General features: G+C 60.1%; 32 protein-coding genes and 1 tRNA gene. 11 read left to right on the top strand and 22 right to left on the bottom strand.

Annotation, left to right across the window (positions count from 1 at the left end):
• The first annotated feature begins 66 nt into the window (after positions 1–66).
• Entirely contained in the window at positions 67–1,752 is a 1,686-nt protein-coding gene (locus tag MTX36_RS13420; protein ID WP_243620222.1) for a bifunctional UDP-sugar hydrolase/5'-nucleotidase, read from the top strand.
• A 37-nt stretch (positions 1,753–1,789) separates the two neighbouring features.
• Entirely contained in the window at positions 1,790–2,659 is an 870-nt protein-coding gene (locus MTX36_RS13415) for an MYG1 family protein (RefSeq protein ID WP_243620221.1), read from the top strand.
• Between the two features lie 20 nt (positions 2,660–2,679).
• On the opposite strand, the gene MTX36_RS13410 is transcribed toward MTX36_RS13415, so the two are convergent.
• A complete protein-coding gene (locus MTX36_RS13410; protein ID WP_243620220.1) occupies positions 2,680–3,669 on the bottom strand; it encodes an alpha/beta hydrolase family protein in 990 nt (329 codons plus the stop codon).
• 397 nt (positions 3,670–4,066) lie between these two features.
• Here MTX36_RS13410 and MTX36_RS13405 point away from each other — a divergent pair, with 397 nt between their 5' ends.
• Both MTX36_RS13405 and MTX36_RS13400 read left to right on the top strand, forming a co-directional pair.
• On the top strand, positions 4,067–4,687 hold the full coding sequence (locus MTX36_RS13405; RefSeq protein WP_243620219.1) for a LysE family translocator: 621 nt from the start codon (positions 4,067–4,069) through the stop codon (positions 4,685–4,687).
• Between the two features lie 64 nt (positions 4,688–4,751).
• Positions 4,752–5,156, top strand: a complete 405-nt coding sequence (locus tag MTX36_RS13400) for a DUF4259 domain-containing protein (RefSeq protein WP_243620218.1) — start codon at positions 4,752–4,754, stop codon at positions 5,154–5,156.
• On the opposite strand, the gene yut is transcribed toward MTX36_RS13400, so the two are convergent.
• From yut to MTX36_RS13315, 20 genes are all read right to left on the bottom strand, one after another.
• Positions 5,153–6,196 (bottom strand): urea transporter, encoded by a 1,044-nt coding sequence (gene yut / locus MTX36_RS13395; protein WP_243620217.1) that lies wholly within the window; start codon positions 6,194–6,196, stop codon positions 5,153–5,155. The two genes, MTX36_RS13400 and yut, sit on opposite strands and share 4 nt — an antisense overlap.
• A 28-nt stretch (positions 6,197–6,224) precedes the next feature.
• Entirely contained in the window at positions 6,225–7,184 is a 960-nt protein-coding gene (locus MTX36_RS13390; protein ID WP_243620216.1) for an urease accessory protein UreD, read from the bottom strand.
• Positions 7,181–7,828, bottom strand: coding sequence for an urease accessory protein UreG (ureG, locus tag MTX36_RS13385; protein ID WP_243620215.1), 648 nt, complete (start codon positions 7,826–7,828; stop codon positions 7,181–7,183). Before ureG ends, MTX36_RS13390 begins: the two co-directional genes overlap by 4 nt.
• A gap of 10 nt (positions 7,829–7,838) precedes the next feature.
• Positions 7,839–8,552: an urease accessory protein UreF gene (locus MTX36_RS13380; RefSeq protein WP_243620214.1), complete on the bottom strand. Its 714-nt coding sequence runs from the start codon at positions 8,550–8,552 to the stop codon at positions 7,839–7,841.
• On the bottom strand, positions 8,536–9,183 hold the full coding sequence (gene ureE / locus MTX36_RS13375; RefSeq protein WP_243620213.1) for an urease accessory protein UreE: 648 nt from the start codon (positions 9,181–9,183) through the stop codon (positions 8,536–8,538). Before ureE ends, MTX36_RS13380 begins: the two co-directional genes overlap by 17 nt.
• Positions 9,184–9,192: 9 nt before the next feature.
• The gene (locus MTX36_RS13370; RefSeq protein WP_243620212.1) at positions 9,193–10,911 is read right to left on the bottom strand and encodes an urease subunit alpha; all 1,719 of its coding nucleotides are present in this window, start codon (positions 10,909–10,911) and stop codon (positions 9,193–9,195) included.
• A gap of 65 nt (positions 10,912–10,976) precedes the next feature.
• A complete protein-coding gene (locus MTX36_RS13365) occupies positions 10,977–11,414 on the bottom strand; it encodes an urease subunit beta (RefSeq protein ID WP_243620211.1) in 438 nt (145 codons plus the stop codon).
• A 25-nt stretch (positions 11,415–11,439) separates the two neighbouring features.
• Positions 11,440–11,742: an urease subunit gamma gene (locus tag MTX36_RS13360; protein ID WP_243620210.1), complete on the bottom strand. Its 303-nt coding sequence runs from the start codon at positions 11,740–11,742 to the stop codon at positions 11,440–11,442.
• Between the two features lie 51 nt (positions 11,743–11,793).
• Positions 11,794–13,341 carry an ammonium transporter gene (locus tag MTX36_RS13355; RefSeq protein WP_243620296.1) on the bottom strand — a complete coding sequence of 516 codons (1,548 nt, stop codon included), beginning with the start codon at positions 13,339–13,341 and terminating at the stop codon, positions 11,794–11,796.
• On the bottom strand, positions 13,341–13,472 hold the full coding sequence (locus MTX36_RS29870) for a hypothetical protein (RefSeq protein ID WP_279394574.1): 132 nt from the start codon (positions 13,470–13,472) through the stop codon (positions 13,341–13,343). Before MTX36_RS29870 ends, MTX36_RS13355 begins: the two co-directional genes overlap by 1 nt.
• Before the next feature lie 516 nt (positions 13,473–13,988).
• Positions 13,989–14,162, bottom strand: coding sequence for a fumarylacetoacetate hydrolase family protein (locus MTX36_RS30555; RefSeq protein WP_374230480.1), 174 nt, complete (start codon positions 14,160–14,162; stop codon positions 13,989–13,991).
• A gap of 3 nt (positions 14,163–14,165) precedes the next feature.
• Entirely contained in the window at positions 14,166–14,300 is a 135-nt protein-coding gene (locus MTX36_RS29865) for a hypothetical protein (RefSeq protein WP_279394573.1), read from the bottom strand.
• 164 nt (positions 14,301–14,464) lie between these two features.
• On the bottom strand, positions 14,465–14,629 hold the full coding sequence (locus tag MTX36_RS13350) for a hypothetical protein (RefSeq protein WP_243620209.1): 165 nt from the start codon (positions 14,627–14,629) through the stop codon (positions 14,465–14,467).
• Between the two features lie 6 nt (positions 14,630–14,635).
• A complete protein-coding gene (locus MTX36_RS13345; RefSeq protein ID WP_243620208.1) occupies positions 14,636–15,004 on the bottom strand; it encodes a hypothetical protein in 369 nt (122 codons plus the stop codon).
• A gap of 34 nt (positions 15,005–15,038) precedes the next feature.
• Positions 15,039–15,449 (bottom strand): ankyrin repeat domain-containing protein, encoded by a 411-nt coding sequence (locus MTX36_RS13340; protein ID WP_243620207.1) that lies wholly within the window; start codon positions 15,447–15,449, stop codon positions 15,039–15,041.
• A gap of 151 nt (positions 15,450–15,600) precedes the next feature.
• Positions 15,601–16,005 carry an ankyrin repeat domain-containing protein gene (locus tag MTX36_RS13335; RefSeq protein ID WP_243620206.1) on the bottom strand — a complete coding sequence of 135 codons (405 nt, stop codon included), beginning with the start codon at positions 16,003–16,005 and terminating at the stop codon, positions 15,601–15,603.
• Entirely contained in the window at positions 15,992–16,282 is a 291-nt protein-coding gene (locus MTX36_RS13330; RefSeq protein WP_243620205.1) for a hypothetical protein, read from the bottom strand. The genes MTX36_RS13335 and MTX36_RS13330 overlap by 14 nt, the downstream gene beginning before the upstream one ends.
• A 202-nt stretch (positions 16,283–16,484) precedes the next feature.
• Positions 16,485–16,574 (bottom strand) — tRNA-Ser (locus MTX36_RS13325).
• A 50-nt stretch (positions 16,575–16,624) separates the two neighbouring features.
• The gene (locus MTX36_RS13320) at positions 16,625–17,050 is read right to left on the bottom strand and encodes a MarR family winged helix-turn-helix transcriptional regulator (RefSeq protein WP_243620295.1); all 426 of its coding nucleotides are present in this window, start codon (positions 17,048–17,050) and stop codon (positions 16,625–16,627) included.
• Positions 17,051–17,177: 127 nt separating this feature from the next.
• A complete protein-coding gene (locus MTX36_RS13315; RefSeq protein ID WP_243620204.1) occupies positions 17,178–18,416 on the bottom strand; it encodes an alpha-hydroxy-acid oxidizing protein in 1,239 nt (412 codons plus the stop codon).
• Between MTX36_RS13315 and MTX36_RS13310 the strand changes: the two genes are divergently transcribed.
• The gene (locus MTX36_RS13310) at positions 18,415–19,404 is read left to right on the top strand and encodes an NAD(P)H-quinone oxidoreductase (protein WP_243620203.1); all 990 of its coding nucleotides are present in this window, start codon (positions 18,415–18,417) and stop codon (positions 19,402–19,404) included. The genes MTX36_RS13315 and MTX36_RS13310 overlap by 2 nt on opposite strands.
• 15 nt (positions 19,405–19,419) lie before the next feature.
• On the opposite strand, the gene MTX36_RS13305 is transcribed toward MTX36_RS13310, so the two are convergent.
• Positions 19,420–20,622 carry a cysteine desulfurase-like protein gene (locus MTX36_RS13305; RefSeq protein WP_094270767.1) on the bottom strand — a complete coding sequence of 401 codons (1,203 nt, stop codon included), beginning with the start codon at positions 20,620–20,622 and terminating at the stop codon, positions 19,420–19,422.
• A 131-nt stretch (positions 20,623–20,753) separates the two neighbouring features.
• Between MTX36_RS13305 and MTX36_RS13300 the strand changes: the two genes are divergently transcribed.
• The 6 genes from MTX36_RS13300 to MTX36_RS13275 all read left to right on the top strand — a co-directional run bounded on the left by MTX36_RS13300 (position 20,754) and on the right by MTX36_RS13275 (position 26,062).
• Entirely contained in the window at positions 20,754–21,308 is a 555-nt protein-coding gene (locus MTX36_RS13300) for a bacterial proteasome activator family protein (protein WP_243620202.1), read from the top strand.
• Positions 21,309–21,404: 96 nt separating this feature from the next.
• On the top strand, positions 21,405–22,235 hold the full coding sequence (locus tag MTX36_RS13295) for an ABC transporter permease (RefSeq protein WP_279394572.1): 831 nt from the start codon (positions 21,405–21,407) through the stop codon (positions 22,233–22,235).
• Between the two features lie 9 nt (positions 22,236–22,244).
• Positions 22,245–23,081 (top strand): ABC transporter ATP-binding protein, encoded by an 837-nt coding sequence (locus MTX36_RS13290; protein WP_243620200.1) that lies wholly within the window; start codon positions 22,245–22,247, stop codon positions 23,079–23,081.
• Positions 23,078–23,974: a glycosyltransferase gene (locus MTX36_RS13285; RefSeq protein WP_243620199.1), complete on the top strand. Its 897-nt coding sequence runs from the start codon at positions 23,078–23,080 to the stop codon at positions 23,972–23,974. Before MTX36_RS13290 ends, MTX36_RS13285 begins: the two co-directional genes overlap by 4 nt.
• A 155-nt stretch (positions 23,975–24,129) precedes the next feature.
• Complete coding sequence (gene rsgA / locus MTX36_RS13280; RefSeq protein WP_243620198.1) at positions 24,130–25,188, top strand: ribosome small subunit-dependent GTPase A; 1,059 nt, start codon at positions 24,130–24,132, stop codon at positions 25,186–25,188.
• A gap of 46 nt (positions 25,189–25,234) precedes the next feature.
• Positions 25,235–26,062 carry a TylF/MycF/NovP-related O-methyltransferase gene (locus tag MTX36_RS13275; RefSeq protein ID WP_243620197.1) on the top strand — a complete coding sequence of 276 codons (828 nt, stop codon included), beginning with the start codon at positions 25,235–25,237 and terminating at the stop codon, positions 26,060–26,062.
• Positions 26,063–26,065: the final 3 nt, after the last annotated feature.

The following is a 26,065-nucleotide window of genomic DNA, read 5'->3' as shown; positions in this document are numbered from 1 at the left end:
ATTCGTTATCACGGCCAGGCACACTCAGGAAGGTTCGAGATCGGTCCGAGCAAGGGAGCTTGACATATGACGCGACGCATCACGCGCGCTTGTGCTGTGCTCGCAGCTTCCCTTCTCGCCATCACCGCAACCTCCCTGAGTGCTGTCGCAACAGCCCAACCCGTCAATACGCTCTCGGTCCGCCTACTCGCGTTCAACGATCTCCACGGCAGCTTGCTGCCCCCGGAAGGCGAACGCAGCGAGATCATGCAGGCCGACGGTTCCCTGACCCCCGCCGGTGGCGCTGCGTACCTCGCGGCCTATGTCTCGCAACTGCGCAGCCAAGCCCCGAATTCGCTGCTCTACTCGGTCGGCGACAACTGGGGCGCGTCGGCGCTGGAATCCTCGATGTTCAACGACGAACCGACCGTCGAACTCCTCAATCGCATGCAGATCAATGCGTCGGCGATCGGTAATCACGAGCTGGACAAGGGCCTGGCCGAGTTCCATCGCCTGGAATCGGGTGGATGCTCCGCCGCCAATGCGTGCACATTCAGTCCGTCGTTCAGCGGTACCAACTTTCCGCTGATGGCCGCCAACATGACCTACGCCGACGGCACCCCCGCGACACTCCCCTTCACCGTCAACATGGTGGACGGCATCCCGTTCGGAGTGATCGCGATTGCCCCGAGCAACACAGCGCAGATCGTCTCACCCGACGGAATCGCAGACCTGAGATTCGGCGACGAGGTCGAGGCCATCGATCGCACTGCCGACATTCTCGACTTCTTCGGCGTCAAAGCCATCACCGTGCTGCTGCACCGCGGCGACGAACCGGACAGGGCCGGCGGACCCAACGATTGCAACGTCACGTCCGGGCCGGCACGCGATATCGCGTTGCGCGCTTCCCCCAAAGTCGATGTCATCTTCACCGCAGACAGCCATCAGCAGTACAACTGCGAATTCCCGGATCCGGCCGGAAATCCCCGCGTTGTGATGCAGGGCGCCTCGCACGGCCGGATCGTCTCCGTTGCCGATGTGACCATCGACCGAAACACTCGCGACGTGGTGCGCGACCAGACATCGGCGTTCAATCAGATAGTGACGCATGATATTTCGCCGGATTCCGAGGTTCAGGCACTATCGGATCGCGCGTGGAAGGCAGCCGCGGAAGTGGCGCAGCGCCCAGTCGGGACACTCACCGCCGCACTCACCCGAGACCACATCGTCGGCGCCGAATCAACGCTCGGCAACCTGGTTGCCGACGGCCAATTGGCCGCTGGAGGTGCTCGCGGAGCTCAAATCGCGCTCACCAACCCCGGCGGGATCCGCGAAGACCTCAGCCCGGGTGTGGTGACGTACCGCCAAGCTCACGCGGTCCAGCCGTTCGGCAACAGCCTCGAAGTGCTCTCCGTCACAGGCTCGGTATTGAAAGAAGCCCTGGAGCAGCAGTTTCAATACTCGACCGAAGGCAGCACCATCGAACGGATCCTCGCACCGTCGAACGGCTTTACCTACACCCTCGATCGCACAGCACCCCAGGGTTCCCGGATCTCGGAAATGCGCCTGAACGGCCAGAATATCGGCCCGGACATGGTCTATCGCGTGGCCGTCAACAAGTTCCTCGCCAGCGGCGGCGACGGCTTCACCGCACTGAGGCAGTCGACGGAAACAACCGGCGCGGGCACTGACCTGGACGCCTTGACCGCGCTCTTCACAGCCGGTTCACCGGTCTCCCCGCCGCCCACGGATCGAATCCATGTCATCGACTGAATAGGCATAGGCGGTCAAGATTGCCTAGTCTCGACACGTGATCATCGCGACCCATAACGGCAAATTCCACGCAGACGACGTCTTCGGCGTATCGCTGCTCAAGCAGCTGTACCCCGACGCCACAGTCGTTCGCAGCCGCGACGAGGACGTTTTGAACAGCGCAGACATCGTGCTCGACGTCGGCGGCCGCTACGAACCCGCAGCCGGACGCTTCGATCATCATCAGCGCGGTGCGGGCGAGCGCAGCAACGGCATTCTGTACTCGGCATTCGGTCTGCTGTGGCAGGAATTCGGCCTGCAGTTCTGTGGTGGCGACGAGTCCGTGTGCCGCCGGATCGACAGCCGCTTGGTCGAAGGCATCGACGCAGTCGACAACGGCCAGGAGATCTACACCCTCAACGAGTACGGCACCAAGCCTTTCGATCTGTCTTCGGTACTGGACCTGTTCAATCCCATCTCGTCCAGCGACGAAGAATTCGATACACAGTTCGAGCTCGCAGTGGTTCTGGCAACCCAGGTCCTGATTCGCCTGCGCGCCAAGTACGCCGGCGACGCAGCAGCCGAACGCGAATTTGCCGATACCTACGCCAAGGCGTCGGATCCGCGGTTTGTCGTCCTGGAACGCTTCATTCCGCATGGCCGTGCAGCGTCGGCTCAGCCGGAACTGCTGTTCACGATCTTCCCGAACACCAATGGCGGCTGGTCGATTCAGACCGTCAAGCCGGCTGACTCGAAGTTCGGTTCACGAAAGCTGTTGCCGGAACTGTGGCGTGGCCTCAATGGCAAGGACATGGCGGCCGAAACCGGCGTCGACACTTCGGTGTTCTGCCACAAAGCCGGATTCATCGCTGCTGCACAGACCCGCGACGACGCGATGAAGTTACTGAAACTCGCTCTCGCAGAGTAGAACTTCAGCGCTGTAGAACTTCAGAGGCCTAGTGCCGATCGCAGCGTCGGCCAGGAATCATGCAGTGCATCTTGCCAATACGGCCACGAATGGGTTCCGCCGTCCCGGTAGGCGACTTCCGCTGGGATTGCGAGTCCGTCAAGCCTGTTCTCGAATAGTTGAGTGCAGGTATGCGCGAGCGCTTCCAACGGTCCGCCTACGACGGAAATCAGACGCCCGTCCGGAGTGAACAGGTCGTCGTACACTCCGGGCAAGCCGGTGCTCGAAGAAATATAGATCGCCTTGCCACGCAACGTCTCTGCGTTGTAGGACGGATCATGGTCGCGCCACGCCGGATCCGAAACCGGTCCCCACATGTTGGCGGCATCGCCGTTCTTGCTGGCGACCGTGACACGTACGGAATCCTGCGACGACGACGCAGAGTTGTCGAGACATCCACTGTACGAGGCTAATCCCGTATACAAGTCCGGGTTGCGCGTGATCAAGTTACCGGCCCCGAGCGCGCCCATGGACACTCCGCCCACTGCGTTGGTTCCATTGCCACGAAAGGCCTCGTCGATCAGGGGCGGCAGTTCATCGGCCAGAAATGATTCCCATTTGTTCACACCGAGATTCGGGTCGTCGGCGCGCCAGTCGGTGTAATAGCTTCCGGTGCCGCCCACGGGCAGAACAACATTGACGTCTTTGTCGGCGAAGAATGCTTCGATGTCGGTCTTCTGAGTCCACGTACTTTCGGTGTAACCGGATTCGGAGCCGGCACTCACCCCGTCGAGGAGATAGAACGTCGGCCGTGTGCCCGTTCCATTCTCGGGATGCAACACCTGAACCTGCATTTCCCGTCGCATCGACGGGGAGTCGACGAACACCGCACTCCGGGTGGGGGTCAGTTGGACGATCCGATCGATGTGAGCGCGCGCTTGCGGTTCCGCCTGAGCAACGTTGCTGCAACTGAGTGCAAATACTGCCAAGGCCACCGCGAGCATCCCAGCCTTCTGCCGTTTTCTCCGCATCAGTGAGCACCCCTTCTCACAGGCAATCCGTCCCGACTGATCGGTCGTAACTCACGATTCGACAGGACGAACGCTGCGAGGTCAACCCTTCGTTTGCAGCTGGTTGCCGCCGGGTATGCCCCCAAGGGTCTGTAAGTTTCGGCACGTTCTCCACCGATGCACACACAGGTGTGGATAACTTAATTCACATCCCACCCCGGTCTGTGCATAACCTGTGGATAACTCCATGAATTACATGAAGGTTATTCCATCTACCTGCAGCGATGAAGTTCTCCACAGTGTGGATAACTTCGGGCCCAAAATATTGTCGCCTTGTCCCTTTCGGGCGTGTCCACGCAGTTCCGCCCCAGTGGTCCACGATTTGTTCACAAGCAAGCAACCTCTTCATACTTGGCACATGATTTCCGCGCTGCTGGCGGCTGCCGCCGTCCTCGCACTACTCACGCTGGTACCCGGACCGGATATGGCCGTCGTGACGCAGGCAGCGCTCACCGGCGGACGATCTTCGGGATTTCGGGTCTCAGTCGGCATAGTCAGCGGCCTACTCGTGTGGGGTCTCCTGACCGTCCTCGGACTGTCTGCAATTCTCGCCGCGTCCGCAGAGGCCTACACCGCCGTCAAACTGGCCGGCGCTGCCTATCTGATCTATCTCGGGGTGCGGGCACTCTGGCAGAGTCGCGCATCCGCCGCGGTTCACGGACCGAGCGCTTCGGTCGTGCACAAAGCCGGAACGTGGAAAACCGGATTCACCACCAACCTGCTCAACCCCAAGATCGCCGTCTTCTACACCGGACTGTTGCCCCAACTAGTCCCGGCGGGATGGCCGACCGGACTGTCCCTCGCATTGTTGGTCCTCATCCACGTCGCGATCTCCATCGCCTGGCTCAGCACGTACGTCGTCCTGCTCTCACGGGCACGTAGCACCTTCGAGAAGCCGAAGGTACGGCAGATGCTCGAACGAGTCACGGGGACGGTGCTTCTAGGATTCGGGGTGAAGATTGCGCTGGAAGCGCGCTGACCGAATGGCACAGCAAGCGCGCTGAATAACGCTAGAACCAATACACAGTAGGAAAGAGTCAGTAGTGGGCGCGTGGGGATCGGGACCGTTCGAGAACGACGGTGCGGGAGATGTGGTTGCATCCATCGGACACGGTGATTTCACCTTCGAATCGGTGGAGTGGACCTTCGAAGACGACTACTTGGAAGTGGACGGCGGCCAGATCGCCGTTGCACTACTCGAATTGGTGCTGATCGTGCGCGCAGACCGCAAGCGGGACCCTTTGGTCGAGGAACTTGATCTCGACGACTTTGCCGACGCATTGACCGGTGAGCGCCTCACCTGGCTGATCGACATGGTGGAACGCACTATCGCGTCGACAGATTCGGAACTGTTCGAATTGTGGGACGAGCAGGGTCCCGAAGAGCTTGCCGCCTGGCGCATCCCGGTGGTCGACGGACTCGAAGACCTACGGGTGCTGACGGTCTAGCCGTTTGCCCTGGTGATCGAGTCCTTGCCCTCTGCCGCGCCACCTTTGATGGTGTCGTGCTGGACCGGAACGAACTTCTTCTTCGGCAGCAGGAACAGCCAGGTGGCAAAGACGAAGGGGCCCGTTCCAGCGGGGAGACTGATGGGCGCGAAGGCCGACACCAACGTTCCGTGGATAACAACTGTCACCAGCACCCCGAACAGTGTGTAGACAAAAACACGCCACGACGGGTTGTAGAACACCGATCCCAAGGCGATGGCCGTCAGGACGGAACTCAGGCCGTACAAGCCGTTTCCGAGGTCGACGGTGTTGACACCCAACGCGAGTACCGCACCGATTGCGACAGCCGAACCGATGAGCGCGAACATTGCCGCCCACCGCGAAGCAACCAGCAATGCCACGACGAAGATAACGCCGGTAATCGTATTGTTGATCAGGAAGATCTGAGAAACATTGCGGAACAAGGTGTCCCAAAGAAAACTGAAAGTGACATCGGCATGCACCGACGCGTCGCCGATGTGCTGCGGAAACTGGCCGGCACTCAGTTCCGACGTCTCGATGCGCAGGAATTGGAATGCGGCCAGCAGGAAGAACCAGTTGACGAGGTTGAACGGAAACGTCAGTGCCGGCACCTCCCATGTCTTGAACACGTTGGCAATAGCCAAGAAGGCAACGGTCGACGCGGCAGCTCCCACCACCAGGTAGATCCACAACATCACCCCACCGGCGAGGAACGTGGGAAAGGCTGCACCCAACAGGATTCCGTTGTATCCGTACAAGCCGATGCGCATGGAATCGTCGTCGGAATGCAACAACATCCCGGTTGCCGTCGATACCACCAGACCTACCACTGCGCCGATAGCGACCGCTATGGTGTCGGCGGCGATCGCGCCCCAGAAGATGCCCACGATAAACAGCAACCCTGTCAGGGCATTGCCCTGGAACATGACCTGCCCGGCGCCTTTGAGATTGGTGTCGATGAATCTGAGCACAACATTCTTGTCGGCGATGTCGTCCCAAGGCTTGGTGATGGTGGCCATCTGGTGTCCCTCAATCCTTAGTCAGGCATCATCCCCACAGGGGAACGGGCGGAATCGTGGTACCGCGAACCGACTTTCGAACCTGCGCCCAGAACTCACGAACCTTCGCCTTAACCGGCTCGCTCTCCGGACCGAGTACCTTGAAGATCAGGCCCGCATCGTTCGGCAGCCGGCTGGCCCCGGAAATGACCTTGCCGTCGGGACCGGCAACCACTTGCTCCAAGATCTCGTCGGCATGTTCCTTCGGGGTCAGAAGGATGACATTTCCGAACACGTCGTACCGGCCCATGATTCCGTTGTGACGCACGGGGAATCGCTTCGGCTGGATGACCAGCTTCTCAGTGAAAAGACTCTTGCCGTCCGGCCGGCTCGCCGTGATGAGCGTCGAGAACAGGTCGTAGACAAACAGTTCGCCTTCAGATTCGGCACTGTTGTGGTACTTACGGCCCGGCATGACAATTTCCGAGAACAACAGCGTCGCAGAAGGATCGATCGTCACTTCGGTCCGCGCGTAGTACCGCGTATTGCGGTGCGGAATCGTCACGCCCGGCATCAGTTCGAGATACGAATTCTCGGCCAACACAACCTTCTGCAACTGCGACGCATGATTGGCATCCATCCGGTGCACCTTGGTGGCCGACTGCGTCGTGACATGAGCCAAAGATCCCGGCTCCATCTCGATGGTCAGAAAAAGTCGATCACCTTGCAGCACACTGCCGGACGTCGAGATCATGTAAACGCACGGCATGGTTGGCAAGGCTTCGTCCCAGTACAGCGCCTGCTGCACCAGCATCGGCGTCTTGCGATACATGTCTCGCAGAATCGTCTTGTCACCCCGATCGACAAATCGCATCTCGAGCACGCCGGTCTTTCCAACCTTTCCGGCGGGAGCTTGCTTGGGCTGATCCTGATACTGATCGAGTTCCGGGATCGTCGGAATCGACTCGGGGAGAGCCCGTGACACTCCCGAAGTGGTTGGCGCACTCACGGCGCTCCCACTCCCACTTCCTCGTCCTCTTCGTCGAAGAGGACACCGTGCACGATGAGGTCCACTACTTCCTCGATGCCCTCACCGGTCATACAATTGGTGAAGACAAACGGCTTGTCGCCGCGCATATCCTTCGAATCTCGATCCATCACACCCAGATCCGCCTTGACGTACGGGGCCAGGTCGGTCTTGTTGATTACCAAGATGTCCGACTGCGATATACCCGGTCCGTTCTTTCGCGGAATCTTGTCTCCCGCAGCAACGTCGATGACATAGATGAAGAAATCGACCAGCGCGGGGCTGAATGTCAAAGTGAGGTTGTCGCCGCCACTCTCGATGAACACTACGTCTGTGTCCGGGAAGGTTCGTTCCATGTCTTCGACCGCAGCGAGATTCATGCTGGGATCCTCACGTACTGCAGTATGAGGGCACGCACCGGTCTCGACGCCGACGATACGTTCTTCCACGAGAACACCTTTGAGCGCTTTGCGCACGTGCTTGGCATCCTCAGTGGTGACAACGTCGTTGGTAATGATCAGAACACTGGTTCCACGATTAACGAACACCGGCGTGATCGCCTCGATGAGAGCGGTCTTACCCGAGCCCACAGGCCCACCGATCCCGATTCGCGTTGTCTTCTTCATGGCTCTCCTTCTAGTTCATGAACATTCGGACGTGCGCCTTGACATGCACGGCAGCCAGAATGTCGATCATCGGGGCAAAATTCGACATATCTTCGAGCCCGTACTCACGTACGGCGGCATACTCGTCGCCGGCAGTCTGATTTACCTCGAACAGGATTTCCTGCGTAGCCAGATGGTCTACCCGCACGATACGGAGCGCCGCCCCCAGCAAGGTCATCGCCACACCGTATTGGTTGACCGAAAATGCGTCCTCTTCCGGAGAGCCCATCTCGGCGAACGCAATTCCGAGACCAACCGGATACGTTCCCGGCGTTTCACCGGACTCCACTGCGGCCAACCACTTCTCGAACAGTTCCGCGCCGGCAAGACGTCCACCGAGTTCGGCTAACTTCTTGCCCATGCGGGTACTCATCGTGCGAGATTCCTCGTTCAACTTGCGCTCGATCACCGCATGATCAGCTTCGACGATCGCCGAGAAATTTCCGGCCGAGGCGCCGCGATGCGCTGCCAGCACCGCGATCCCATCACACGTCGCCCCCTGATGCGCAGCAGCGAGAACGAACTCCCTCAGCGACGGTCCGTCCTTGACGATCTTCTGGGCCACAGCCGATTCCAACCCGTTGGAGAACGAGAAGGAACCGACCGGGAACATGGAATCGGCAAACTGCATCATCCGCATCGCACGGGTGATACTGAGCGGGAATCCCTCAGACGAGGGGGTCATGGGTATGCCCCTCGCCCTCACGCGCAGCCGCACCGAACAACCGGCGCGCCTCGTGCGGAGCGATGTAGGGAATGACCTCGGCCCCCGGAATGAACGTGTACTCGATGCCCTCGAAAGCGTGTGTACGCATCACCGAACCCATGACCGCCTTGTCGACGGTTAGCGGAACATACACTTTCATGCCTTTGACTACAGCAGGCCAATGTTGATTCCCCACAGCATGACCCAGCTCCAAGCACGTTTGGATCATCTTCTCGGGCGTCACGTTCACCAATGCACTGAGATCGATCTCCAATACATCCTTGAGATTGATCCGAGCAACGACGGCCGTGTTTTCACCTTCGTCCCACAACAGAATGTCGCCGTCCTGCAACTGAACTCCGCGATCGAGTGATACCGCCAATTCACGACCACCGAGCGTCGTACGCCGCAGGCGACTCTTCTGTGCCTCCCATTGATCGAGGGAAAGGACGTCTACAACAGCCTTCTCCAGTACACCGACCCATTCCTCGTCTGTTTCCTTGCCGAGTAAGGCGTCGACTCGGATCGGCTTGCCGCTCGGCGCCGTCATGACGGCGTGAGTGTGCGGAGCCGTACCGTCGCCATGCGTATGTGTGATTGTTTCCGACACGGAAATCCCCTAACTGAAGAAGTAAAGTTGGTTCAGGCGAATCGATTCCGCAGGTTCGACGTAGCAGTGCTCGCCGTCCGCTGTCACCGCGAATGTTTCCGGATCGACCTTGATTTCGGGAGTCTTGTCATTGAGCACCAGATCACGCTTGGTCACAGTCCGAGTGCCCTCGACTGCCATCACCTGTCGTTCCAGCCCGAGACGATCCTTGATCCCGTCATCGAGTGCCGCCTGCGAAACAAACGACACTGACGTTTCCTGCAGCGCCTGTCCGAACGCACCGAACATCGGCCGGTAGATCACCGGCTGAGGCGTCGGCAATGACGCATTGGGATCGCCCATCGCGTACCAGTTGATCAAGCCCCCCTTGATAACTGCCTTGGGCTTGGCTCCGAAGAACGCCGGTTCCCACAATACGAGGTCGGCCATCTTCCCCTTCTCGATGGACCCGAGGACATGGGAGATGCCGAAAGTCATCGCCGGATTGATAGTCACCTTGGCGACGTACCTCAAGACCCGGAAGTTATCGTTGTTCGGCGAGTCCTCGGGCAGTTTACCGCGCGACCGCTTCATACAGTCCGCGGTTTGTATTGCCCTCAACCAGTTTTCGCCGACGCGCCCCATCGCCTGCGAGTCACTCGAAAACATCGAGATGACACCCATGTCCTGCAAAACGTTCTCGGCACCGATCGTCTCTGCGCGGACACGGGACTCGGCAAACGAAACATCTGAAGGCACTTTGGGATTGAGGTTGTGGCACACCATGATCATGTCGAAAAGTTCGGCCTGTGTGTTGATGCCGTACGGCAAAGTCGGATTGGTCGAAGCTGGAAGGACGTTGTCCTCACCCGTAACTCGCAGAATATCGGGAGCGTGACCACCACCGGCACCCTCACTGTGATAGGTGTGAATGGTACGTCCCTCGAATGCCGCGATGGTGTCCTCGACATAGCCGGCCTCGTTGAGGGTATCCGTATGGATGGCAACCTGAACATCCATCTCGTCGGCCACCTGAAGCGACATCTGGATGGTGGCAGGTGTTGCGCCCCAGTCCTCGTGGACTTTCAGACCCGCCGCACCGGCCTTGATCTGCTCGACAAGCGATGCATGCCCCGACGAGTTGCCCTTACCCAACATGGCGACATTGACCGGCAATCCCTCATTGGCCTTGAGCATCATCTCCATGTTCCAGATACCGGAGGTGATGGTGGTGCCGTTGGTTCCGTCGGTCGGTCCGATACCGCCACCGATCAGGGTGGTGACACCGCCGGAGAGTGCGTGATACGCCTGTTGAGGTGAGACGAGGTGGACGTGCGGGTCAATTCCGGCCGCAGTGAGAATCATCTGCTCACCGGAGATTGCGTCGGTGGCGGGTCCGGTAGTCAAACCCGGTGTCACGCCATCCATCGTGCCGGAGTGACCCGCCTTTCCGATGCCGACGATCTTGCCGTTCTTGATGCCGACATCCGCCTTCACTACGCCAAGGGTGGCATCGACGACCACGACGTTCGTGATGACCAGGTCGAGGGCTCCGTCGGAACTGCAAGACGCCGGATCCTGCCCCATACCGTCGCGCAACGTCTTGCCGCCGCCGTACAGCGCCTCGTCGCCGATGACGCGCAGATCCTTCTCCACCTCGATGTAGAGGTCGGTGTTACCCAGCCTGATCTGGTCACCCGTCGTAACTCCGAAAAGACCTGAATACTCTTGCCGTGAAATACTTGTCATCTGTTCGAACTCCTTCTCATCACTTACGAGAGGTGACCCAGCAGCTATCGAGCCCCGAGGCTTACTTACTCAGCCGTTTCAGTTTCGGATTCGAAGCCCTGCTCTGTAGCAAGGCGGACAGCGCGACCGAGTCTCGGTCGGTACGTCGCGTGGGTCGGGGCCCAGCCATCTACCAAGTTGTTGAATCCGTGAACCCGCTGCTTGCCGCCGAACGGCACCAGGGTCACTTCCTTCTCGTCGCCCGGTTCGAACCGCACGGCAGTTCCCGCCGGGATATCCAGACGCCAACCGAAAGTCCGCTCACGATCGAATCGGAGTGCCCGGTTCACCTCCATGAAGTGAAAGTGTGAACCCACCTGGATTGGCCGGTCACCGGTATTTCGTACTCGCATCTTGATTCGCGGTTTCCCGGCGTTGATCTCTACCGGTTCGTCTTTCAGAACGTAACCACCGACCGGCACCCTCGCGGCCTGTGCGGCGCCCTTCTTACTCTGTGCAGCCATGTACTTGCTCCTCGATCTCGGGGGATCACTGGATGGGTGAGTGAACGGTGACCAGGCGGCTGCCGTCCGTGAAGACAGCCTCGACCTGTACGCGCGGAATCATCTCCGGCACACCCTCCATCACGTCGTCGACAGTCAACTCGTGCGACGCGTCGGCCATCACCTGCTCGACGGTCTTCCCCTCCCGGGCACCCTCCAGTGCCGCTGCGGTAATGACCGCCACCGACTCCGGATGGTTCAACTTGAGCCCCTTGGCTTTTCGACGGAGAGCTACGTCGGCCAACATGAGGATGGTCAGCTTGTCGAGTTCGCGCGGTGTCAGATGCATTCCGATGGCTCCTTCTCACTCATACTTTTTGATCCTGTAGTCACTGAAAACTCAGCTTCCCGAACTCGGTGTACTGGACCCCGTCAGAGGCTCGGCGGACTGTTGCACAAATCCGCTCCGCCGTCCGATGGTGTGCCTGTTGAGCGCGTCGAGAACTGCTTGTGTTCGATCTGCCGGCGCCAGGACTTCAACCCGAAGCCGTTCGGTGAAGACAACGTCATTGCGATGCCCACGGAAGTTGATCGAGTCCGAATCACCTGCTGAGACATGGGCTTCCGATACGACGATCGACTCGGCACCGGCTTCGACGAGAGCATGCCGCAGCTTCTCCGTTTCCATACTCTCGAGCACAACGGTGATGAGTTCATGCTTGGGCGCACCGGGAGCGACGACCAGGTCCGGTTCCGGTTTCGGAGCTGCACCCTCGTCGAATCCGCTGGTCTGCGGAGCGCCGCCGGCGTCGACGAAGGCAGCGTTGTAGCGGTAGGCGTCCATGCCTTGCTGACGACGATCGATATCCACCTGATCCTCCGGGGCAAGTTTGAGTCCGATCGTCTTCTCGATGCCCATCGCGATCAGCCAAGTCACCACGAAGGAGAAGGCAATAACCACAATGAGCGCCAGGGCTTGCTCCCCCAACAACCCGAGACCGCCCCCGAACAGCAGTCCGTCGCGGCCGATCGGGTTGATCGCCTTCTCACCGAAGAAGCCCACAAGCAGCGAACCGAGAATGCCACCGACGAAATGGACTGCAATGACGTCGAGCGCGTCGTCGAACTTGAAGATCGATTTAAGCGCCAGTGCGTAGTGGCACACCAACCCGGCAAGTGCTCCAATTGCCAACGCCGAGAAGGTGCTTACATAGCCGGCACACGGTGTAACGGTGGCCAGACCGGCTACAGCACCGGTAATTCCGCCGATCGCGGTTGCCCGACCCTCGGTGTAGCGCTCGATGACCAGCCAGACGACCATGCCACCGGCAGCGGCAATGTGTGTGTTGATCAGAGCTTGTGCCGCAACACCATCGGCCGCCAATCCGTCGCCGGCGTTGAAGCCGAACCAACCGAACCAGAGGATGCCACCACCGATGAGGGCCAACGGCAAGGAATGCGGAACGGACTCGGCGTTGGGCCAACCCCGCCGTTTGCCGACAACCAACAGAATCGCGAGAGCAGCGGCACCGGCAGATGCATGCACCACAATTCCGCCCGCCCAGTCCTGCGCTCCGCGCAGCGCGAGCCAACCCTCGGGATTGAAGAGCCAGTGCGCGATCGGCGGGTAGACGATGATGGACCACAGCACCAGCAGAACTGCCCAACCAAGGGGCTTGAGGCGGTTGGCCGTCGCACCTGTGATCAGCGCAGGCGTGATGATCGCAAACATCATCTGGTAGGCGACAAACGCCAAGGTCGGGACCGCGACCGCGCCTTCGATGAGGTGGAAGCCGGGCGCAGCCGCAGTGTGAATATCTTGCAAGCCGAAAAGTTTCAGATCACCGAGAAGCCCGGCCCCCAAGTCTCCGCTGAAGGCGAAGCTGTAACCGAACACGATCCAGGTAATGGACACCAGTCCGAGCGGAACGAGGTTCTGCTGCAGCATCACCAGTACATTGCTTCCTCGACCAATCCGGCGTAGAAGAACGCGAGTCCGGGAACCATGAAGAGGACGAGACCTGCGGATATCAGCACCCAAGCCGTGTCACCGCTGTTGATTATCGCGTCTGCCAGCATTGATAGAACCACCTCCGAGCAATCAGACCTGAACAATGTCGATATTTCTCGTACGCCACGTGCCGAAGAGCAGTGCGAAGATCAACCGTCGACAGTGACTGCCCCGCAGACGACGGTACGCAGATGGTTGCACGTTTTGGCTAGATTGGCGGGATGGAGCAGATTTGCAGCTTTAGGGAACTCTCCTCAAACTGGTCTCGAAATTGTCACGGGCAGAACATATTTCAGTCGAAGTATCACCGATCGATAACAAGATCAGCTCGAGCGCGTCACGACGGACAGTCGCAACCACAGCGCCCCAGGAAAATCTTCTCAACTTCGGAATATTGATCACGAAAGAGAATGTTTGGCAGACTCGAGTCACCTAGCCGAATAACCCAAGTGGACGAACCCTATTCTCGGACAGGGGTAGCGCAGACAAAACTGTGCCGGGAGGCATCGACAACCCCGGCACAGTTCATAGCCCATTTCTCGTGAAGTTGTTGGTTGCAAAAAATTTTCAGTTCCGCGAATCGATCAGTCGACATCCGATATCCAGCCATTACCTCGAATGGAACCGCCGAAATTGAGTAGAAGATCACGCTTCGACACTCCCACACCGGCCGGCGTTCGGGTCAGCACCACATTTCCCGAATCAAGCCCCAGATTTTGGGACAAGATTGAAATCTGTTCCTCCGCAGAAGAAATCATCGATTACGAACGATCCCACTGCTTCGACTCGCCGTTGACGAACAGGCCGAGACCGATATTCTGCAGATCCAGAATCTTCACGGCCGGAACACCTCTGGGGCCGAGCAGGCAGCAGGTGCCCATTACCATTTCCTGCACTCCAGGCCAATTTGTAGGACATATCCAGCGCTTGGTTGTGGTCACGCACTGTAGCCCAGCGCATCTCCACCGACACTCCTCGCTCGCGGTGGCCGATAATCGCAGCCAACTCGATCTCCCAACCGAATGCTTCTGTGCCGATGGACATATGAATGGTGTCGCCCTTACCAGCGATAGCGGTGCGCGGCGGTGCGCGGCGGTTTCATGAAGAAGAACAGGCACGGATTTTCCTTGTCCACGCCCTCGACACCCATCTCTTCCAGATAGCTGGCTTCAGCACTCATGGTTCCGGATCGATTATTGCCGGCATCTCGAACAAGCAATTTCATTTGGATTTATTGCAGCGCAACCGTATTCGGAATTGGTTCAGGATGTGCTCGTACCCATTCGACGATACGGTCACATAATCGGTCGTATGGTTCGTCATCAGTTTCGGGGAATTCGAAGTCTGCGAGCCTGTTGAGGTCGATCTCGATTTCGGTGAGCGCTGCCGTGTTGAAGACTCGGGAGTCGATCAGTCTGGCCCGTAGGTACGGGACATAGTCCGCGTAGTTGCCAACTTCCCAATTGATGTTGCCGTTGCACTGCGCTTCGACTCGCAGCTGATCCACTGCTCGAAGCAGTTCACCCTGTATGGACTCCGCAGGTCCGTACGGAGGTACCAGCGTCGTCCAGATCTCACGTGCTTCATCAAGATATTTCACCCAGTGCCCCCGATGGTTCGCGTTTGAATGTCAGTCACTTGTCGTAGAGCAGATCACTGAACGCTGCGCGCTTGAGCTCGTTGCCGATGATTTTGACGGTGTCGAGCACGCTTCTGCCGTTCTGCGCTTTTATCGTGGGATCGGCACCATTTTCTCGCAGAACCTTGATGACGCCGACTGGATCGCCGGCCGCACCCATCACAGCCTTCTTGAGGGCGGAGTTGCCGGCGGAATCCAGCGCATCGACTTCAGCTCCCGCCGCAATCAGCACTCTGACGTTTTCGACGCGACCGGATTGCGCTGCAAAATGCAGCGACGTGAACCCAACATAATCGACAGCGTTCACATCCTGGCCGTCGGCGAGAAGCCGAGTGACATCGTCGGCAGTTCCCTCGAGTGCGGCGTAGTGCAGTGGAATACGCCCTCCGCGATCAACTTTCGTCATGCCTACTTCCCTCCCTGTGCCCTCAGCACTATAGAACTCGAGTGGATCAAAGTTCATCCAGTCTGTGCGGTCCAACGTCGCAGTGGCATCCGCAGTACGCGCGCGCAGTAAGTAATCTCCGTATTCCCCGATCGCGGACGGTCGTTCCCCTTCACTGGTCGAGGAGATCGCGAAACGCTGCGCGGATACCCTCATTGCCGATGATTTTGACGGTGTCGAGCGCGCTTCTGCCGTTCTGCGCTTTGATCGTGGGATCGGCACCATTTTCCCGCAAAACCTTGATGACTCCGACATAGTCATGGCTTCCCATCACTGCCTTCTTGAGAGGAGTGTCACCCTTCGCATCCCCGGCATTGACGTCGGCACCAGCGGCGATCAGCACCCTCGCGTTGTCCGGTCGACCATCCTGCGCGGCGAAATGCAGTGGTGTGAACCCGGCATGGTCAACGGCGTGGACGTCTTGCCCCGCCTGGAGAAGCCGAGTGACGTCGTCGGCAGTTCCCTCGAGTGCGGCGTAGTGCAGTGGAATACGCCCTCCGCGATCAACTTTCGTCATGTCTAGTTCCCTTCTCTCGGCAGCTCGAATCCGTGCCCTGAGTTGCCGGGGCCAACTGTCGGACCCTTCGCACCGCAGCGGAAATGTCGACGATCCAATCCCGCCAGTAGTTCTCATACGACATTGCGGCTCGGCCTTGCCGACCATGTCCCAGCAGGTCACCCGACACAATGCGGTCGATGTGCTTCACACCGTCGGCGGTGTCGTCAGCTTTAGTCGCGATGAAGGCCGAGGCCTCACGCATTCGATCGACGCACACATCCAGCTTTTCGGACACTTGACCCCAACCTGTTCATCCGGAACGACCGGACGACCCAAGGGTTTGGACGCATCCAACGCACATTCGGTTCCGCGGGTGCCAATCAGTCTTCTGTCAGCGACTTTCCTATCGAAGTCGGCCGAGGCGTCCTCGCCTACGGCGAGCAATCCCCGAAGGGCACAAAAAAGTCCCCCACCTGCCTGAACAGGTGAGGGACACTTGGCGGAAGCGGAGGGATTTGAACCCCCGGTGGGTTTAACGCCACGCTCGCTTTCAAGGCGAGTGCATTCGGCCGCTCTGCCACGCTTCCGTGGGCGATCCTATCCGGTGCACTCGAGCGCCGTGAAACGGCTCCCCTTCTCAGCGATCTCCGATAGCTTTGTCCACCTTCGCGAAGACGGCAGCCAGCACTTCCAGCTCCTTCGGCGTCAACAGATCCACCAGATTCTGGCGCACACCCGCCACGTGAGTGGGAGCCGCAGCAGCAAGCCTCTGCCGACCCTCCTCAGTAATCCGGGCAAGTACTCCACGGCCGTCCTCGGCGCAGGTATCGCGCACAACGATGCCCTGCGATTCCATCCGACGGATTTGATGCGTCAGGCGGCTGCGTGACGACAGAACGCCGTCCGCGAGGTCGCTCATCCGCAGCGAGCCGTCCGGGGACTCCGACAGCATGACCAGAATGCGATAGTCGGCCAGCGACAAGTCATGCTCGTCCTGAAGCTCTCGGTTGAGCACTTCCATCAGACGCTGATTGCCGTCCATGTAGCCGCGCCAGGCACGCATTTCGACGGGAGTGAGCCACGGCGCCGCCTCCTGCGCCGATTGGGCCACCTGTTCAGTAGTTGCTTCTGCTGTCACAGGGCCAAGCTTAGACCCGCAACCGACATCAGCAGTCGACCCTGGACAAAGGTCACGAACCGGATAGCAATACGGATCGGTCGATCTCCGCAACCGAAGCCAACCCGGCAAGCCCCATCGTCAGGTCCAGATCTGCGAGCAGAATCCGCAATGCGTGACGCACACCATCGGCGCCAGCGAGCCCCAATCCGTACACCCACGGGCGCCCGTACAGCACGGCATCGGCACCGAGAGCCAGCGCGGTGATCACATCAGCGCCACAACGAATACCCGAATCCATCAGAATGTCAGCCTCATGGCCAACCGCCGACGCTATGGGCCCCAACGCATCCAGGGCCGAGATCGCTCCGTCGACTTGGCGTCCGCCGTGATTACTCACGATGATGCCGTCCGCACCCTCAGCGACCGCAGCGCGGGCGTCGTCAGGATGCACAATTCCCTTGACCGCGATCGGAAGGGACGTCCACTGGCGAAGTTTCGCGATATCCGTCATCCGAACGGCATGATTGCCGAACAGTGAAACCCACGTCAACACCGCAATTTGCAGTGCCTCGGCGCTCTCCTCGGGTGGCGTCGCCAACTTGGCCCGGAAGACCGGGTCGGAAAGATAGTTGGCGATCCCCTTGGCCTGCAGGAACGGAAGGTGACCCAACTCCAAATCCCTTGGACGCCAACCCATACCCGGCGTATCCGCAGTGAGAATGATAGCCTTGGCACCGGCCTTCTCGGCGCGGCGAACAAAGGACTCGGCCAGCTCGTCGTCCGCCGGCCAGTACAGCTGATACCACCAGTTGTCGCCCGACACGGCGGCTACATCTTCGATTGTCGACGATGCCGCCGTCGACAATACGGAGCCGATCCCCAACTCCGCCGTCACCGCTCCGACCGCGACCTCCGCATCCTCGTGAACCAAACCGAGTACACCAACCGGCGCGGTCAGGATCGGTGCGGCCAAACGTGTGCCGAGCACCGTGGTACTCAGGTCACGGGCATCGGGGGCCGCGGTGCCCCGAAACATGCGCGGCACTATCGCGTGTTTCTCGAATGCACGAAGATTCGAAACGGCGGTGCGTTCCGTCGCGGCACTGCCCGCGATATACCCGAAGGCCTCCGGTGAGAGTTGCTCACGCGCGGCAACTTCCAACCCCGCAGCCGTCATCGGCAGCGACGGCTTGGTGCCGCCGAGGCCGGTCAGATAAATCTCGTTCTGCATGTTCCCGAAGTAAGTCACCACCGCGACGGTAGCGGCAAAGCCCGTCGCGCGCGCAAGATTCGATAGCGTCGTATCCATGTACGCCATCACGATCGATCAGCCCGGTGGTCCCGAAGTCATGGCCTGGGCACAGCAACCCGATCCCGAACTGCCTCGCGGGCACGTTCTGATCGACGTCGCCGCCACTGCCGTCAACCGCGCCGACCTCCTCCAACGCCAGGGCTTCTATCCGCCGCCGCCCGGCGCAAGCAACTTTTTGGGCCTCGAATGTTCCGGTGTCATCAGTGAACTCGGCGAGGGCGTGAGCGGATGGGCCGTCGGCGACGAAGTGTGCGCACTGCTCGCCGGCGGTGGTTACGCCGAGAAAGTTGCGGTACCCGCGGCGCAACTCCTGCCGATCCCCAAGGGCGTGGATCTGCGAGTCGCTGCATCCTTGCCGGAAGTCGCCTGTACGGTGTGGTCCAACGTCGTCATGCGCGCCGGGTTGCGCCGCGGACACACCGTCCTGATTCACGGGGGCGGCGGCGGGATCGGTACTCACGCCATCCAGGTCGGCAAAGCCCTCGGTGCCCGCGTGGCCGTCACGGCCGGATCTGAAGAAAAGCTGAATCGCTGCCGTGAGCTGGGCGCCGACATCACGATCAACTACCGCGAACAGGACTTCGTCGCCGCACTCACCGACGCCACCGACGGACACGGCGCCGATGTCATTCTAGACAACATGGGAGCGTCGTACCTGGGACGGAACGTCGACGCCCTCGCAATGGACGGCCACATCGTGATCATCGGAATGCAGGGCGGCCGCAAGGGTGAAATCGACATCAGCAAGCTGATGGGCAAGCGCGGAAACATCACATCGACCGGCCTCCGAGGTCGCCCGATCACCGGACCTGGGGGGAAGGCGGAGATCGTCGCCGACGTCCGAGCAAAACTGTGGCCGCTAATTTCCGACGGGGCGATTCACCCGATCGTTTCTGCTGAACTTCCAATCACCGAAGCAGCATTAGCTCATCAGTTGCTGGACGCTGCCGAAACGGTGGGTAAGGTGATTCTCAGGGTGAACTGACAAATCGGTACGGGATCAACCCAGAGTGCCGAGTTCGGCGACCAACTGGTTGATCTCGTACCGCGTCGTATAGGGCGCCAACCCCACCGTGACCGCGCCACCCTCGTCGTTGACACCCAAGGCGTCGAGCAATCGCGAGTTGCCGTGTGTACCGCTCACTGTGGCGATTCGCTTGTCCGCGAGATGAGCGGCCACCTTGTCGGCGGCCATACCCTCGAGAGTGAAACTGAGTGTCGGAACGCGCGTCGGCGCATGGCCGATAACCATGACGTTGGGTAGCGAAGACAGCGAACGCAACAGGTGGTCGAAAAGGCCGTCCTGATAGTTCTGCAGTGAGCTGATGGACGTTTCCAGCCGCTCGCGGCGGGTACCGGTGGCCGATTCGTCGAGGCCGGCCAGGAAGTCGATCGACGACGTAAGACCCGAGAGTAGAGCGAACTGATGTCCACCCACCTCCAACCGCTCGGCACCGCGTGCGTACGGGTTGAGTGACACTGCCGGGATTCGATCCAGCAGACCTGGATCACGGAACACGAGGGCACCGACCTGCGGTCCACCCCAGGACGGAGCACTCACTGCGACGATGTCCGCCCCGAGCTCAGCCATATCCAAATGTGCGTAGGGAGCAGCACCGACTGCGTCGACCACCATGAGTCCGCCGAATTCGTGCAGTCGATCTGCGGCGGCGCGCACGTTAGGCGCCGAGCCGACGATCGGCGAAGCGGCGGTCAACGCCACAAGCCTGGTTGTCGAAGTAATGAGCTCGTTGAACTGCCAACTCGGGAGCTCGCACGTCTCGATCTCGACCTCGGCCCAGCGCACTTGAGCGCCGTAGCGGCTGGCGACGCGCAGCCAGGGCGCCACGTTCGCTTCCTCGTCGAGCCTCGAGAGAACCAGGCCGGTACCGAGCCCCAGACGAGAGCTCAGAGATTCCGCCAGCCAGGCCAGCAGTACAGCTCTGTCTGCACCGAGGACGACCCCAGCGGGATCACCACCGACAAGATCTGCAACGGCGGAACGCGCACTGTCGAGAATTGCCGCACTGCGACGGTTCGAGACGTGTCGACCCGATGACGACGATGCAGCCGCCCGGAATGCGGTGGACACCGTCCGCGAGACCACGTCGGGGATCTGCATGCCCGCTTGCGGATCGAGGTGGATCCAACCGTCGCCGAGTGAGGGAATCAATCCCCGTACACGGGCAACGTCGTAAGCCATGCTCGACACTCTAGGGGCACGGCGCTTCTTAGTCGAAGGCAGACACCTAAATGCTTGTCATTACAGTTACTTTTTAGTTACCATTTTGGGGTTACGCGTAGTTTGTCGGCCCGACACGACAAGATGGAGACATGGAGAACTCAGGCGAAGAACAGGTCGTTGTCATCGGCCGCGACGGCACCGAGACAAGCACCGATCGGCACAGCGCCGATACCCAAGACGGCAGGGACGCGGAGGGTGAATCCATCGCCGACATGGTCGAGCAACCCGCCAAGGTCATGCGAATCGGCACCATGATCAAACAGCTCCTCGAAGAAGTGCGGGCCGCACCGCTCGACGACGCCAGCCGCGTCCGACTCAAGGAGATCCACCGATCTTCGATCCGTGAGCTGGAACAGGGGCTGGCCCCCGAGTTGCGCGAAGAACTCGAACGCCTAACCCTCCCCTTCACCGACGACTCCATCCCGTCGGACGCCGAACTGCGGATCGCACAGGCCCAGTTGGTCGGATGGCTCGAAGGCCTCTTCCACGGCATCCAGACCGCGCTGTTCGCCCAGCAGATGGCTGCGCGCGCTCAACTCGAACAAATGAGACAAGGAGCACTCCCTCCGGGAATGAGCATGGGAGTCCCCCATTCCGCCACGCATCCGGACCAACAAGGGGGCGGAACAGGCCAGTATCTGTAACCACGGTCACCACAGAAAGTCGATGCCGCACCGAGGCCGGTAGGCTCGACCTCCGTGTCAGCATCCGCAACCGAATCAGAGACGTCGGAGCAACCCATGCCCGTGTCCGACTCCCAGACGTTCCATCGCGCCTTCAAAGACCTGCGCGATGGTCTGCGGCAGCGCGAGTTGTGGCTGAGCCTCGGCTGGCAGGACATCAAACAGCGTTACCGCCGGTCGGTCATCGGCCCCTTCTGGATCACTATCGCTACCGGTGTCCAGGCGGCGGCCATGGGCCTCCTGTACTCCGCGCTGCTCAACATTCCGCTCAAGGAATTCCTGCCGTACGTCACCGTCGGACTGATCGTCTGGAACCTGATCAGCGCCAGCATCCTCGAGGGCTCCGAAGTATTCATCGCCAACGAAGGCCTGATCAAACAGCTGCCGTCGGCGTTGAGCGTGCACGTTTACCGTCTGGTGTGGCGTCAGGTGCTGTTCTTCGCGCACAACTTCGCGATCTACGTGGTCCTCCTGTTCGCGTTCAGCATTTGGCAGAACATGAGCTGGACAGCACTCGCGGCAATACCGGCATTTGTGCTGATCGTCGCGAACACCCTGTGGGTGTCCATCGTGTTCGGCATCTTCTCCACCCGATACCGCGACATCGCTCCCATCCTCGGCAGCCTCACCCTCCTGCTGTTCGTACTGACGCCCATCATGTGGACGACGCAGGCTCTCAAGGATCAAAGCCCAGAAGCCGCAGACCGAGTGAAGCTCGCCGAACTCAACCCGCTGTACCACTACCTCGAGATCATCCGAGCGCCACTCATCGGAGCCGACCAGCAGGCCTACCACTGGTACATCGTCATCGCCTTGACCGTCGTCGGCTGGGCCGTCGCGATCCTGGCACTCCGCAAGTACCGGGCACGCGTGCCCTACTGGGTCTAGAGGAAACACATGAGTCAGCCAGTCAGCATCCACACGCAGAACGCGTGCGTCGACTTCCCGATCTTCGACGCAAAATCGCGTTCACTCAAGAAGGCATTCCTCGGCAAGGCCGGCGGATCCATCGGCCGCAACGACTCCGACGTGGTAGTCGTCGAAGCACTCCGCGACATCACGATGACGCTCAAAGAAGGCGACCGCATCGGACTGGTCGGCCACAACGGCGCCGGCAAATCCACGCTGCTGCGCCTGCTCTCCGGCATCTACGAACCGACTCGAGGAACAGCCAGCATCCGTGGACGTGTCGCCCCCGTCTTCGACCTCGGCGTCGGCATGGACCCCGAAATCTCCGGCTACGAGAACATCATCATCCGTGGCCTGTTCCTCGGCCAGACCCGCAAGCAGATGCTCGCGAAAATGGATGAAATCGCCGACTTCACCGAACTCGGCGAATACCTCTCGATGCCGCTGCGCACCTACTCCACCGGTATGCGCGTACGCGTCGCCATGGGCGTCGTCACCAGCATCGATCCCGAAATCCTGCTGCTCGACGAAGGTATCGGCGCCGTCGACGCAGAATTCATGAAAAAAGCCCGCATCCGCCTGCAGAAGTTGGTGGAACGCTCCGGCATCCTGGTTTTCGCGAGCCACTCCAACGAATTCCTCGCCCAACTCTGCAACAGCGCGATGTGGGTCGACCACGGCCAGATCCGCATGCAAGGCGACATCGAAGACGTCGTCCGCGCCTACGAAGGTGACGACGCCGCCGACCACGTCCGCCACGTCATCAGGGACATGGCCCGGGAGAACAACCCCGGGAACGACATGGCCCGGGAGAACAACCCATGAGCACACCCGAAAAAATTATCGGAGTTGTCGTCACGCACAAACGTCGTGAACTGCTGGCCGAATCCTTGAAGGTTCTCAGCACCCAATCTCGGCCGCTCGATCACCTCGTCGTCATCGACAATGCCGACGAAGACGCAGTTCGTGAACTCGTCGAGAATGCCGCGCTGCCCACAAGTTACATCGGTTCCCAGCACAACCTCGGCGGTGCCGGAGGATTTGCCCTGGGCATTTTGTACGCACTTTCACTGGGCGCAGATCGGGTCTGGCTCGCCGACGACGACGGTCGACCCGAGGGTCCGGACGTCCTGGAAACACTTCTCGACTGCGCGATCCGACACAATCTCGCCGAGGTCTCCCCCGTCGTCTGCGACATCGACAACCCAGACCGCCTGGCGTTCCCATTACGCCGCGGCGTGGAATGGCGCCGTCTGCGTAGCGAACTGGGCTCCGAGGATCTCCTGCCGGGAATCGCATCCCTCTTCAACGGCGCATTGTTCACCGCCGACGCGATCGACGCCGTCGGCGTCCCGGATCTCCGCTTGTTCGTCCGCGGGGACGAAGTGGAAGTGCACCGTCGACTCGTACGGTCCGGACTGAAATTCGGAACCTGCTTGCAGACCGCCTACGTCCATCCCAACGGCGCCGACGAATTCAAGCCGATCCTCGGTGGCCGGATGCACACGCAGTACCCCGACAACGAGACGAAGCGCTACTTCACCTACCGAAACCGCGGATACATCCTCTCCCAGCCCGGAATGCGCAAACTTCTTCCACAGGAATGGATTCGGTTCGGCTGGTACTTCCTGATCACTCGCCGCGACCCCGCCGGCCTCCGCGAGTGGATGAGGCTCCGCAAGCTCGGCCGGCAAGAGCGGTTCGAACGCCCGAGTTAATTCGGTTGCGCAAACCGATCGCTGCCTGAGACGATTCCGCACTGACGCATGGTGCGTCCTGAGTTAAACGAGGAGTGAGTACTGATGACTGTCGTGTTCCGCACTTTCAACACCGTCAACACACTCACTTCTTCGCCCTCCAGGACACACTCACCATGCCAGAGAACAACTCTTTCCTGACCGAATACGGCTGGAACACACTACTTTCAGATAAATTCGACGCACTGACACCGCCCGGCGACAAGCCCGGACGCGTCCTTCGCGTCGACCGCGGCCAATGCGATATCGCCGCCGCCACAGGAATTTCCCGCGCCGTCAGCGGCAATGAACCGCTGTGCACCGGAGACTGGGTGACACTTGCCGGTAGCGGGCAGATCGACTGGCCCGAAACATACACGGTCACTTCGATACTCCCACGATCGAGCAGTATCATTCGATCCTCCGCCTCAGGAAAATCCGAAGGTCAGATTCTCGCCGCGAATGTCGACACAGTCGTCGTTGCCACTGCTGCGGACGGCGATGTCGATCTGGGTCGCATCGAACGGCTACTTGCACTCACCTGGGAAAGCGGCGCAACTCCCGTCGTTGTACTCACCAAAGCTGATGTAGCTCAAAACATTTACGACGCTCGCACCACGGTCTCCGCAGTCGCACCTGGTGCCACCGTACTGGCGGTCAGCGCCGAAACTCACGAAGGAATGGACGTACTCGATGCAGTTCTGGACGGCACCGTGGCGATACTCGGTCCATCGGGGGCCGGCAAATCAACCCTCGCCAACGCACTCCTCGGCCATAGCTTCCTCGACACTGGTGCCGTCCGAACAGGAGACGGCAAAGGCCGACACACCACCGTTACGAGGGAACTGATTCCACTCTCCGGTGGACGGACCCTGATCGATACACCGGGTCTACGAGGAGTCGGCATGTGGAACGCCGGCGAAGGTATCGACAAGACCTTCCCCGAAATCGAAGAACTGATCGCGAACTGCCGGTTCTCCGACTGCTCACACACGTCGGAACCAGAGTGCGCTGTTCGGCGCGCTGTGGAACTCGGAGAGGTCCACGAGAGAAGGCTCGCGAGCTACCGAAAACTGCAGCGCGAGAACGCTTGGAACGCCACCCGAAGCGATGCTCGTTTGCAAGCAGAACGCGTCCGCGAGATGAAGGCGATCTCGCGGCGGTTGAAGGATCATTACCGGGGACGAAGACAGTAACGGCCGAACCCTGGCAGCATGGTAGTGATTCCGACGAGAGGTTGCCATGTTCGAGCAGTTCCGTTCCAGCGCCAGGACCAAGCTTCAGCGTGCGGTATCCGAGGTGATCGAGAACGCCGACCATCATAATGCCGAACGCACACGACAGATTCTCGACGAACTAACACGCTCACACAACGAACTGGCCGGGGCCCGCGGGGACATCGCGGGCCTTCGGTCCCGGATCGACGAGCTCGAGTTTCGTCAACGCCGCGATCTCGCCTACGCAGTTGATCTGGAAGCCACCGCATCGAGCGCGACGTTCATCCTGGAGAACATGCGTGTAGTCGAGACGTTCGGGCATCCGCACGACACACTGCGGCACGCGTTGAATTTGGTCGAGACTCCGGGAATGGCACTCGAGTTCGGGGTCGCCAGCGGAACAACGCTAAAGATCATCGCCGACGAGTTTCGCGAACGCGAAGGCACGGTCACGGGCTTCGACGTGTTCTCCGGCCTACCCGAAACCTGGAGGACAGGCTTTCCCGTCGGCGAATTCGCCCAGGAATCGATTCCTGAAGTGCCAGGGGCGCAACTTATTCCAGGTCTCTTTGGCGACACGCTGCCGTCGTTCCTCGAACAGGAAACCGGTCCCGTCGCGTTCCTCCACCTCGACGCGGACCTCTACTCGTCCACCAAAACCGTGCTCGATCTGCTCGGCGACCGACTCGTTCCCGGGTCGGTCGTGATATTCGACGAGTTCTTCAATTACCCGGGGTGGCAACACCACGAGTACCGGGCGTGGACGGAATTCGTCACACGCACCGGCATCTCGTTCGAGTACGTCGGATACACCGTCGACAACGAGCAGGTCATTGCCAGAGTGATCCGCTGAGGA

Origin of the sequence: Rhodococcus sp. ARC_M6 (genome assembly GCF_022810305.1) — a bacterium.
Taxonomy (GTDB): Bacteria; Actinomycetota; Actinomycetes; order Mycobacteriales; family Mycobacteriaceae; genus Rhodococcus_F.
Note: the sequence above shows the minus strand (reverse complement) of the source record. Positions and strands in the feature narration are given on the sequence as shown.

Bases quoted from the DNA above. Each gene is read 5' to 3' on its own strand.
- MTX36_RS13285 (WP_243620199.1), top strand. From the start codon at position 23,078: ATGAGCACACCCGAAAAAATTATCGGAGTTGTCGTCACGCACAAACGT.
- MTX36_RS13380 (WP_243620214.1), bottom strand. From the start codon at position 8,552: ATGACCCCCTCGTCTGAGGGATTCCCGCTCAGTATCACCCGTGCGATG.
- MTX36_RS13305 (WP_094270767.1), bottom strand. From the start codon at position 20,622: ATGGCTTACGACGTTGCCCGTGTACGGGGATTGATTCCCTCACTCGGC.
- MTX36_RS13290 (WP_243620200.1), top strand. From the start codon at position 22,245: ATGAGTCAGCCAGTCAGCATCCACACGCAGAACGCGTGCGTCGACTTC.
- MTX36_RS13275 (WP_243620197.1), top strand. From the start codon at position 25,235: ATGTTCGAGCAGTTCCGTTCCAGCGCCAGGACCAAGCTTCAGCGTGCG.
- MTX36_RS13300 (WP_243620202.1), top strand. From the start codon at position 20,754: ATGGAGAACTCAGGCGAAGAACAGGTCGTTGTCATCGGCCGCGACGGC.
- MTX36_RS13355 (WP_243620296.1), bottom strand. From the start codon at position 13,341: ATGCTGCAGCAGAACCTCGTTCCGCTCGGACTGGTGTCCATTACCTGG.
- ureG (WP_243620215.1), bottom strand. From the start codon at position 7,828: ATGAAGAAGACAACGCGAATCGGGATCGGTGGGCCTGTGGGCTCGGGT.
- MTX36_RS13370 (WP_243620212.1), bottom strand. From the start codon at position 10,911: ATGACAAGTATTTCACGGCAAGAGTATTCAGGTCTTTTCGGAGTTACG.
- MTX36_RS13420 (WP_243620222.1), top strand. From the start codon at position 67: ATGACGCGACGCATCACGCGCGCTTGTGCTGTGCTCGCAGCTTCCCTT.
- MTX36_RS13410 (WP_243620220.1), bottom strand. From the start codon at position 3,669: ATGCGGAGAAAACGGCAGAAGGCTGGGATGCTCGCGGTGGCCTTGGCA.
- MTX36_RS13365 (WP_243620211.1), bottom strand. From the start codon at position 11,414: ATGGCTGCACAGAGTAAGAAGGGCGCCGCACAGGCCGCGAGGGTGCCG.
- MTX36_RS13360 (WP_243620210.1), bottom strand. From the start codon at position 11,742: ATGCATCTGACACCGCGCGAACTCGACAAGCTGACCATCCTCATGTTG.
- yut (WP_243620217.1), bottom strand. From the start codon at position 6,196: ATGGCCACCATCACCAAGCCTTGGGACGACATCGCCGACAAGAATGTT.
- MTX36_RS13335 (WP_243620206.1), bottom strand. From the start codon at position 16,005: ATGACGAAAGTTGATCGCGGAGGGCGTATTCCACTGCACTACGCCGCA.
- MTX36_RS13350 (WP_243620209.1), bottom strand. From the start codon at position 14,629: ATGAAATTGCTTGTTCGAGATGCCGGCAATAATCGATCCGGAACCATG.
- MTX36_RS30555 (WP_374230480.1), bottom strand. From the start codon at position 14,162: ATGATTTCTTCTGCGGAGGAACAGATTTCAATCTTGTCCCAAAATCTG.
- MTX36_RS13405 (WP_243620219.1), top strand. From the start codon at position 4,067: ATGATTTCCGCGCTGCTGGCGGCTGCCGCCGTCCTCGCACTACTCACG.
- MTX36_RS13310 (WP_243620203.1), top strand. From the start codon at position 18,415: ATGTACGCCATCACGATCGATCAGCCCGGTGGTCCCGAAGTCATGGCC.
- MTX36_RS13295 (WP_279394572.1), top strand. From the start codon at position 21,405: ATGCCCGTGTCCGACTCCCAGACGTTCCATCGCGCCTTCAAAGACCTG.
- rsgA (WP_243620198.1), top strand. From the start codon at position 24,130: ATGCCAGAGAACAACTCTTTCCTGACCGAATACGGCTGGAACACACTA.
- MTX36_RS29870 (WP_279394574.1), bottom strand. From the start codon at position 13,472: ATGCTGGCAGACGCGATAATCAACAGCGGTGACACGGCTTGGGTGCTG.
- MTX36_RS13340 (WP_243620207.1), bottom strand. From the start codon at position 15,449: ATGACGAAAGTTGATCGCGGAGGGCGTATTCCACTGCACTACGCCGCA.
- MTX36_RS13315 (WP_243620204.1), bottom strand. From the start codon at position 18,416: ATGGATACGACGCTATCGAATCTTGCGCGCGCGACGGGCTTTGCCGCT.
- MTX36_RS13320 (WP_243620295.1), bottom strand. From the start codon at position 17,050: ATGCGTGCCTGGCGCGGCTACATGGACGGCAATCAGCGTCTGATGGAA.